This window comes from Micromonospora parastrephiae (genome assembly GCF_016802865.1).
Taxonomy (GTDB): Bacteria; Actinomycetota; Actinomycetes; order Mycobacteriales; family Micromonosporaceae; genus Micromonospora; species Micromonospora parastrephiae.
In genome coordinates, this window is record NZ_JAEVHM010000063.1 from 19,618 (window position 1) to 28,754 (window position 9,137).

Consider the following 9,137-nt stretch of genomic DNA (forward strand, 5'->3'; position numbering starts at 1 on the left):
CGGCCCCGGTGCTCCGATCGATGTCTCCTCCGGTCGAGCGGTCGTCGCTGAGCCGATGGCGAGGTATTGCCAGCGGCGGCGGAAATGCACCCCGCGAACCGGCGCGGCGTCGGCGGGCGTCGGTGGGCGCTCTCCGGCGCCGCTCGCGCCGCCGCACGCTTTCCAAGATCCGCACAAGAACAGGGATCTAGGTGCCTCTTGCGTTCCGGAGGCCACTACATCCCTGTTTTTGCGCGGATCTTGACCGAGGTGCGTCGGGTGCGCTCCGGTCAGCCGGCGCTATCCGCGTCAGCCGGACGGCCATCCCCCTGGGGCCAGGGGAGACGCTGGTAGGTTCGCTGGCCGTGACACGGGACGCGGGAGCTGGTCTGGGAACGGTGTTCGTCCGGCTCTGGGCGGCCAGCACGCTCTCGGCCCTGGGCAGCGGCCTGGCCACCGTCGCCGCCCCGCTCTTCGTCGCGTCGCGTACCGACGACCCGCTCGTGGTCGCCGCGGCGTCCGCGGTGGCCTGGCTGCCGTGGTTGCTCTTCGCCCTGCCCGGCGGGGTGCTGGCGGACCGGATGGACCGCCGCCGCCTCATGATCGTCATCGACCTGGTCCGGGTGGTCGCGCTCGCCGTCCTGGCCACGGCGATCCTGACCGGCCGAGGTGGGGTGGCGCTGCTGTACGCGGTGCTGTTCGTGGTCAACACCGGTGAGATCGTGTTCCGCGCGGCCAGCCAGGCCATGCTGCCGACCGTGGTGCCACGGCACCGTCTGGAACGCGCCAACGGCTGGCTCGGCGGCGGCGCCACCCTCATGCACAGCATGCTGGCCGGCCCGCTCGGCGGCTTCCTGTTCGCGCTCTCGGCGGGCAGCCCGTTCCTCGTCAACGCCGTCACGTACGCCCTCAGCGCCGTGCTGGTGGCGCTCATCGGCGGGGACTTCCGGGCCGTGGCCACCGACGCGCACGAACGCCTCCCCCGCTCGATGGGCAGAGAGATCCTCGAAGGGCTGCGCTTCCTCGCGCACCAGCGGTTGCTGCGCACGATGGCCGTGCTCATCGGCCTGCTCAACGTGACCCTCACCGCCGCGCTCGCGGTGCTGGTGCTGCTCGCCGGCGAGCGGCTACGGCTCGGGTCCGTCGGCTACGGCCTGCTGTTCACCTGCATCGCCGTCGGCGGAGTGCTCGGTGCCCTGCTCGGCGACCGGCTCATCGCCTGGGTCACCGCCACCTGGACGATCCGGATCGGCCTGCTCATCGAGGCGGGGCTGCACCTGGCGTTGGCCGCGTCGCGCAGCACGGTCGTGGTCGGCTTCGCGCTCTTCGCCTTCGGCCTGCACAGCGCGCTGTGGAACATCGTGGCGAACTCACTGCGCCAACGACTCACCCCACCGACGTTGCAGGGCCGGGTGGCCAGCACGACCCTCTTCGTGGCGGCGGGCGGCAACTGCGTGGGTGCGCTGCTCGGCGGGCTGCTCGCCGCCCGGTTCGGCATCACCGCGCCGTACTGGGTCGGGTTGGTCGTGGCGATCGGTGTCTCGGCCGCCACCTGGCGGGTCTTCAACCGCGCGGCGGTGGCGCGCGCCTACGCCGACCCGCCCCCGGTCGAGCAGTCGCCGGCTCCGGTGGCCTGAGCGCCGCTCCAACGCGTCGGGTGGCAGCGCGTGGGCGGGCCCGGTCGTGTGGCAGCGTGGTGCGGGTGACCGACTCCGCGCCGCTCGACGTCGACCTCGCGCTGCTCGGCGGCGGCGGCGCCGCGTCGCTGCTGCTCGCCGCGTTGGACCGGCACGGCGTCCGCGACCTGCGGATCGCCATCGTCGACCCGGTGCGCCGACGCGGCCAGGACCGCACGTGGGCCTTCTGGGGCAGCCCGGACCCCGACCTGGACCCGCTGCTCAGCGCGAGCTGGCAGCAGGTCGAGGTGACCACGCCCGCGCGGCGCCGCGTCCTGGACCTGACCCCGCTGCGGTACGCCATGCTCCGCTCCGGCCCGGTCTACGACCGGGCTGCCGACGCCGAGCGCCGCCTGCGCGCCACCCGGATCGTCGCGCCCGCCGAGACGGTGACCGACGACCGCACCCGCGTGGTGGTCCGCGTCGGCGACGGGTCTGTCGTGCGGGCCGGCTGGGTGCTCGACTCGCGCCCCCGCCCACCGGCGCGAGCGGGACGCACGACCTGGTTGCAGCACTTTCGGGGCTGGTGGCTGGAGGCCGACCGGCCCGTCTTCGACCCGCAGCGGGCGGTGCTGATGGATTTCCGCACCCCGCAGCCGCCCCGGGGCGTCTCGTTCGGGTACGTGCTGCCGGTCGGCGACCGCTACGCCCTGGTCGAGTACACCGAGTTCTCCCCGGGCCTGCTCACCGACGCCGGGTACGACGCGGCGCTGACCGCGTACCGGGACCTGCTCGGGTTGGACCCGGCCGGGCTGCGGGTGCGCGAGGTGGAGAACGGGGTGATCCCGATGACCGACGCGCCGTTCCCGGCCCGACCCACGCCCCGGGTGGTCCGCCTCGGCACGGCCGGCGGAGCGACCCGCCCCTCCACCGGGTTCACCTTCTCCGCCATGTACCGCCAGGCCGATCAGGTGGCCCGCGCGCTCGCCGCCGGCCGGCCGCCGGTGCCGGAGCCCGCGTACCCCCGCCGGCATCGCTGGATGGACGCGGTGGCGCTACGCGCGCTGGACCGGGGCGGGGTCGGTGGTCCGGAGTTCTTCGACCGGCTCTTCGACCGCAATCCGGCCGAGCGCGTGCTGCGCTTCCTCGACGGGGTCACCAGCCCGGCCGAGGAGGTCGCGGTCATGAACTCCACCCGCCTGCTGCCGATGATCGCCGCAACGGCCGGCGACGCGACGCAGCGCCTGCGCGACCGGCTCCGCCCCACCCGGCCCGCGCCTGCCGTCCCGGCGGCCGTGGTGGGCGTCGCGCCGGAGGCGCCGCCCGGCTGACCCGGGCAGGTCAGCGCCGGGCCGTCACCGCGCGGCCGGTCCTCGGTCGCCGAGCAGGCGCTCACGCAGCCGGATGGTCAGCGCCTCGTCCACGCCGAGCCGGTCGGTGGCATAGCCGACGACGGAGCCGTACGCGACGGTCAGGTCGGCCAGGAAGTGCCGGATGATCGCCTCCGGCGCCCGCCCGTACCCCGGCCAGCGCAGTTCACGGTCGGGGTTCAGGGCCCGCCAGTCGGCGATGAGACGTTCGGTGGCCACCTCGGTACGCGCGAAGTCGGCGGCGATCTGGTCCTCGTCCACCCCGAGCAGGGCCAGCAGCAGCGCGGCCAGCAGGCCGGTGCGGTCCTTGCCGGAGGCGCAGTGGAAGACCAGCGGCGCGTCAGCGGCGGCGATCACCTCAAGCGCCTGACGCAATTCGGCCACCCCGTCCTCGGCGACCTCGGCGTACCGGTCGGCGAGGTAGCGCCACGGGTCGAGTGCCGGGTCGATGGTCGCCTGGTCGTAGGCGCGGTGCTCGATGCTGAGGTTGTGCCAGGCCAGCCCGTCGACCTCTGGTGCCCGGCCCCGCGCGGCGATCTCCCACGGATACCGCAGGTCGATCACCGTGCGCACACCGAGCGCCTGGAACCGGTCGAGGTCGGTGCCGGTCAGCTTGCCGAGGGAATCCGAGCGGTAGAGCAGGCGCCAGCGCACCGTGCGCCCGTCGTCGGTGCGGTAGCCACCGAGGTCGCGGAAATTGTGCAGACGGTCGAACGCGACGTGCCGGTCCATCCGGCTGACCCTAGCGCCTCCGGCTCGGCGTGGCGGCCCCCCGAGCGGGCAGCGCCGCGTCGCCGCCCGGTAGGTTGCCGGGCATGGTGGACGCGGCGGCCGGCAGGGGCGTGCAGATCTGGACCGACGGGGCGTGCAGCGGCAACCCGGGGCCGGGCGGCTGGGGTGCGCTGCTGCGGTACGGCGACCACGAGCGGGAGCTGTGTGGTGGCGAGGCCACGCCGACCACGAACAACCGGATGGAGCTGATGGCCGCCATCCAGGCGTTGGAGAGCCTGAACCGCCCGGTCACGGTGGAACTGCACACCGACAGCACGTACGTGCGCAACGGCATCACGAGTTGGCTGGCGTCGTGGAAGCGCAACGGTTGGCTGACCGCGGCGAAGCAGCCGGTGAAGAACGCCGACCTGTGGCAGCGGCTGGAGGCGGCCTGCGAGCGGCACGAGGTCACGTGGCTGTGGGTCAAGGGGCACAACGGGCACCCGGAGAACGAGCGCGCCGACAGACTCGCCAACAAGGGCATGACCGAGGCGCGGGGCGCGCTGGCCAGCCGCTGATCCCGGCGTCAGCGGGTCGCGTCCGGATGCCCCGGTAGGTTCGATCCGCCGCCGCTGCCGCCGGACGACCCACCCGCGACTCCCGAGTTGTCGTCCTCGGTCACGATGTCCGGCCGCACGTCGGTGTCGTCCGGGGGTGGGACCTCGGTGTCCGCCTCGACCTGCACCAACGGGACCTGACCGGCCTCGTCCTCGCTGTGCTGCGGGTCGCCCGGCAGCTCACCGTCGCGCTTTCGGTAGCCCACGCCGTGCCCCCCGTCGATGCCGGTCCGCGTCGGCGCTGGCTACCCGGCGTCGTCGCGGCCGAAACCTCGCGGGGTGGCCCCTCGGCGGCGTCGGCCGCGTCGGGCGGGGGCGGCGGACCGTGGTGGTTGGCGTACCGGGGTGAGCGCGAGCGCCGTCCAGTGCGCCGGCCGGGTGAGTGCCGTCGGCAACCCGGTGCGGGTGTCACCGCGCGCGGCGTCCAGCTGGGCCTGGTGCAGGAAGAGGGTGGTCCGCAGGTCCGCGCCGCGCAGATCGGCGCCGCGCAGGTCCGCGCCCGTCACGTCGGCCAGGCTGAGGTCGACGCCCAGCAGGTCGCGCCGACCAGCAGCGCCCCGCGCAGGTTCGCTCGGCGCAGGTCGACCCGGCGCAGGTCGGCCCCGAGCAGGTGGGCGCCCCGGTGGTCGGCGCCTCCGGGCGACCGTGCCGCGTCGCTGGCCCGGGACAGCAGCGGGTTGACGCGGTCACGGTGAGCCGTCAGGTCCACCGCCCGTAGCTGCGCCGGATCGCCGGCGGTGAGCGCCACGGTCTCGGCGCGGGCGCGCTCCAGCTCGACGCGCAACTCGGCCGGCGGGCGCAGCGCCACCGCCTCGGTGAGGTACCAGAGCAGCTCGTGCAGTGGCCGCAGCACGGCGAACGCCTCCGCCATCGCGGGCAGCGTTCCCGGTGCGTCCCGCCAGTTCCGACCACCGAAGGTGACCTGGGCGACCTGCTGCCCGGCGCCGAAGCAGTCGAACACCGTGCAGCCGGGGAAACCGCGCTGCCGCAGCTCGGTGTGGATGCCGCAGCGGTGGTCGGTGCGCAGGTTGGGGCAGGGCTGCCCGGCCGGCTTGTCGATCGCGAAGTCCGACGAACGGGCGAACGCGGGCACCACGCAGCACAGCCCGAAGCAGCGCCCGCAGTCGGCGCGCACCTGCGCCGAGCCGGGCGTCGGTGCGGGGCTGGGCGGCACGGGGACGCTCCTCCTGGCGATCGGACGCGGGTACCACAATTGTTCCGCGCGGCGACCCCGCGGCCGGGCCGGGGGTCACCGTCTACCACCACCGCCCGGTTCCTCCACATCCTGCGGACGTCCGCGGCCGAGCAGGACTGACGGCGCTCAGACCGAACGCCAGTCGTTCGACGTCAGGCTGTTCGCCTGCGGGCCCATCAGCAGCATGCCGCCGTCGACGGGCCAGGACGCCCCGGTGACGTAACTGGCGGCGGGGGAGGCGAGCAGCGCGACCACGGCCGCGACCTCCCGGGCGTCGCCGGGCCGTCCCACCGGCACGCCGGGCCGATCCTGGGTGAACGGGTCGACGTCCTCCTGCCCGGTCATCGGTGTGGCTATCTCGCCCGGGGCTACCGCGTTGACGGTGATCCCGTCGGCGGCCAACTCCTGCGCCATCACCCGGGTCAGCAGGCCCAGGCCGCCCTTGGCCGCGCAGTACGCGGCGGAACCCACCCGGGGCGCGTGCTCGTGCACGCTGGTGATGTTGATGATCCGCCCGCCGGCGCCGGTCGCCCGCATCCGTCGCGCGGCCCGCTGCGCGCACAGAAACGGCGCGTCCAGGTCGACGGCGAGGACCTGTCGCCACTGCTCCCACGCGGTGTCGACGAACGGGGTCGAGGCGCCGGTGCCGGCGTTGTTGACCAGCACGCCGATGCCGCCCAGCCGGTCGGCCAACTCGTCCACCACGGCCGCCCCTTCCGGCAGTCGGGTCAGGTCGACCTCGGCGACCTCGCAGCGCCGCCCGGTGGCGCGGACCTCGGTGGCGGTCCGCTCGGCGCCGTCGGGGTCGCCGTACCAGGTGATGCCGATGTCGAAGCCGTCCGTCGCCAGGGCTACCGCGCAGGCCTTGCCGATGCCGGAGTCCGCGCCGGTGACCACGGCGATCCTCGGGTAGTTCTCGTATCGCTGAGGCATGCCTGCCCAGTACCCCGACCGGGCGGGGCGTACCGTCGCCGGATGCGGATCACCCGGTTCACGCACGCCTGCGTCCGTGTCGAGCACGACGGTGGGGTGCTGGTCGTCGACCCGGGCACCTGGAGCGAGCCGCGCGCCCTGGCCGGTGCGGACGCCGTCCTGGTCACCCACGAGCACACCGACCACGTGGACGTGCTGCGGTTGGCCGGCCTCGGCGTCCCCGTGTACGCCCCCGAGGGCGCACGCCTGCCCGACCTCGCCCCGCTGCCGGTGACCCGGGTCCGCGCGGGGCAGCGCTTCACGGCGGCCGGCATCGAGGTCAGCGCCCACGGTGGCCGGCACGCCGCCATCCACGAGGGTCAGCCCGACTGCCCCAACCTGGGCTACCTGATCGGCGACGGGCTCTACCACCCCGGCGACTCGCTGCACGTGCCGGACGAGCCGGTGCGCACCCTGCTCGTCCCGGCGCAGGGGTCCTGGCTGCGTCTGGACGAGGCGATCCGGTTCGCCCGCGCGGTGGGCGCCGCCGCGTCGTACCCGATCCACGACGCGCAGCTCAACGAGCGTGGCCTGGAGAGCGTCGCCGGCTGGTTCGGCGAGACGATCCCCGGCTACCGCCATCTCGTCCCCGGCGACACCGCCTGACCACTTTCGGGGGATGGATGAGGGGGACACACCGACGTCATGGGAGGTGGCGGTCGCGCTCATATCTGGTGTGGTCTGTGTCACGGTAGCTTCGGCGCACGCCGACGCCCCCGTTGGCGCTCCGAAGGAGAGCGTCCATGTCCACACCGCGCAGAGTCGCCGCAGCCCTCGCCGCCGTCCTCCTGTTGGTCCTGACCGCCGCGACCCCCGCCCTGGCCGCAACCCCGTCCACCAAGCCCCCGGTCGCCGGGTCGCTGGGCACGTACAACGTCTCCGGCGTCTACGTCGCCGGGGTCTCCTCCGGTGGCTACATGGCCACCCAGTTGCACGTCGCCTACTCGTCCCGGATCCGCGGCGCGGCCGTCTTCGCGGCCGGGCCCTACTACTGCTCGCAGAACACCGTCGCGCAGGCGCTGTACGGCTGCGGCGACAACCGGTACCCGACCAACGTGTCCGCCCTGCAGGCGTACACCCGGACCTGGGCGTCGTACGGCTGGGTGGACCCGGTCGGCAACCTCTCCGGTGACCCGGTGTACGTGTTCCACGGCGGCAACGACACCACCGTGAAGAAGTCCGTCACCGACGACCTGGTCCGCTACTACCAGCACTTCGGGGCCAGCGTGCAGTACGACAGCGGTTCCGCGGCCGGCCACTCCTGGGTCACCCCGTACGGGACGCAGGGGTGCACGGCGACCGCGTCGCCGTACCTGAACGACTGCGGCACCGACCCGCAGAACGCCCTGCTGCGCAAGCTGCTCGGTGGGGTGAACGCACCGAACACCGGCGCGCTGGGCGGTACGCTCGTCCGGTTCAGCCAGGACACGTTCGCGGTCAACGGCTGGGCCAACGGGCTGAGCATGGACGCGAACGGCTTCGCGTACGTCCCGTCGGCCTGCGCGGCCGGGCAGTCGTGCCGGCTGCTGGTCGCCCTGCACGGGTGCGCGCAGTCCTCCGGCGCGGTGGGCACGGCCTTCGTCGACCGGGCCAATCTGAACCAGTACGCCGACACCAACAACCTGATCGTCCTCTACCCGCAGGCGGGTACGGCCCTCAGCAACCCGAACGGCTGCTGGGACTGGTGGGGTTACCTCGGCGCGACGAACTTCCCGATCAAGGGCGGCGCGCAGGTGGAGACCATCATGAACATGGTCCGCCGCCTGGACGGCTGAGCGGGCCCGGTCAAGGCGGAGTCAGCCCAGGAACAGCTGGACCAGGACGAGCACGGCGAGCAGCGCCGGCCCGCGTGCGCCCTGCCGCAGCAGGTCGACCGGGATCATCCCGAACGGCGTGTTGACCGTCGCGCGCCGTAGTCGATCGGCGGGCGGGTGGCCGCCCGGAAGGCGGCGGCCACCACTCCGAGCGCCAGCGTCGGCGCCAGCCACGCCGGTCCCGGGTCGATGGTCGGCAGGGTCAGCAGCCACCACACGCCCGCGCCGACCGCCGGCACGACCACGTGGATGCCGCGCAGCAGGGCGTCGCTGCCGCCGAGCGCCCGGCGCAGGCCGGCCGACCGGCTGATCGAGCGCAGCCCGCCGGTCAGCCGCGCGGCGGCGAGGTAGGCGAACACCACCTGCGCGGCGCCGGCCAGCCCGGGCAGGGCGAGCGCGGCAGCGTACTGGACTCCGATCAGGGCCGCCCAGATCAGCAGGGCGCTGGGGTGGCGGCGCAGCCGGCGTACGTCGGCCTGGAGCAGCGCCCACCAGCCCGGGCCGGGCAGGAAACGGCTGCTGCGCACCCGGCCGATCCGGCGCCAGCGGCGGCTCTCCACCAGGCCGGCGAGCAGGCTCGGGTCGAGCAGGATCGTGGCCGTGGCGGCGGCGTTGGCGAACTGCGCGCCGGTGGTCAGGGTGGCCCGGTCGACCCGGGGCAGCGCCCGTACCGCGAGGATCGTGCCGGCGACCGCGAGGGGTACCCCGACGGCGACCAGCGCGACCGTCGGTGTCGACGCCGGCCGGGGCAGCCCGTCGCCGAGGCGACCGGTGAGGACCACGAGGGCGGTGATGACGGCGGCGGCCACCATCGGGACGGCCCCGGCCAGGGTCGGCCACCGCCGCCCCGCCCGGCTGCTCTG

General features: G+C 74.2%; 9 protein-coding genes and 1 pseudogene. 5 read left to right on the forward strand and 5 right to left on the reverse strand.

All coding sequences use genetic code 11. The features are described 5' to 3' along the window. Positions 1-344 precede the first annotated feature (344 nt). Together JNW91_RS15075 and JNW91_RS15080 are read left to right on the forward strand one after the other, a co-directional pair. Positions 345-1,616, forward strand: coding sequence for an MFS transporter (locus JNW91_RS15075; RefSeq protein WP_309244368.1), 1,272 nt, complete (start codon positions 345-347; stop codon positions 1,614-1,616). 65 nt (positions 1,617-1,681) lie between these two features. Further along, positions 1,682-2,926, forward strand: coding sequence for a lycopene cyclase family protein (locus JNW91_RS15080; protein ID WP_203175781.1), 1,245 nt, complete (start codon positions 1,682-1,684; stop codon positions 2,924-2,926). Positions 2,927-2,950: 24 nt separating this feature from the next. On the opposite strand, the gene JNW91_RS15085 is transcribed toward JNW91_RS15080, so the two are convergent. Further along, positions 2,951-3,697 (reverse strand): tyrosine-protein phosphatase, encoded by a 747-nt coding sequence (locus JNW91_RS15085; protein WP_203175782.1) that lies wholly within the window; start codon positions 3,695-3,697, stop codon positions 2,951-2,953. Between the two features lie 83 nt (positions 3,698-3,780). Between JNW91_RS15085 and rnhA the strand changes: the two genes are divergently transcribed. Then, on the forward strand, positions 3,781-4,254 hold the full coding sequence (gene rnhA, locus JNW91_RS15090) for a ribonuclease HI (protein WP_203175783.1): 474 nt from the start codon (positions 3,781-3,783) through the stop codon (positions 4,252-4,254). 8 nt (positions 4,255-4,262) lie between these two features. Here rnhA and JNW91_RS15095 read toward each other — a convergent pair whose 3' ends face one another. The 3 genes and pseudogenes from JNW91_RS15095 to JNW91_RS15105 form a co-directional block, all read right to left on the reverse strand. Further along, on the reverse strand, positions 4,263-4,499 hold the full coding sequence (locus JNW91_RS15095) for a preprotein translocase YidC (RefSeq protein ID WP_203175784.1): 237 nt from the start codon (positions 4,497-4,499) through the stop codon (positions 4,263-4,265). 39 nt (positions 4,500-4,538) lie between these two features. Beyond that, positions 4,539-5,467: pseudogene (locus JNW91_RS15100) on the reverse strand (pentapeptide repeat-containing protein). Positions 5,468-5,614: 147 nt separating this feature from the next. Next, a complete protein-coding gene (locus JNW91_RS15105) occupies positions 5,615-6,421 on the reverse strand; it encodes an SDR family oxidoreductase (protein WP_203175785.1) in 807 nt (268 codons plus the stop codon). A 42-nt stretch (positions 6,422-6,463) separates the two neighbouring features. Between JNW91_RS15105 and JNW91_RS15110 the strand changes: the two genes are divergently transcribed. Next, positions 6,464-7,066 (forward strand): MBL fold metallo-hydrolase, encoded by a 603-nt coding sequence (locus tag JNW91_RS15110; protein ID WP_203175786.1) that lies wholly within the window; start codon positions 6,464-6,466, stop codon positions 7,064-7,066. A gap of 137 nt (positions 7,067-7,203) precedes the next feature. After that, positions 7,204-8,235, forward strand: coding sequence for an extracellular catalytic domain type 2 short-chain-length polyhydroxyalkanoate depolymerase (locus JNW91_RS15115; RefSeq protein ID WP_203175788.1), 1,032 nt, complete (start codon positions 7,204-7,206; stop codon positions 8,233-8,235). Positions 8,236-8,339: 104 nt separating this feature from the next. On the opposite strand, the gene JNW91_RS15120 is transcribed toward JNW91_RS15115, so the two are convergent. Beyond that, on the reverse strand, positions 8,340-9,137 hold a 798-nt coding region (locus tag JNW91_RS15120), incomplete at its 5' end, for a DUF6297 family protein (RefSeq protein ID WP_203175790.1).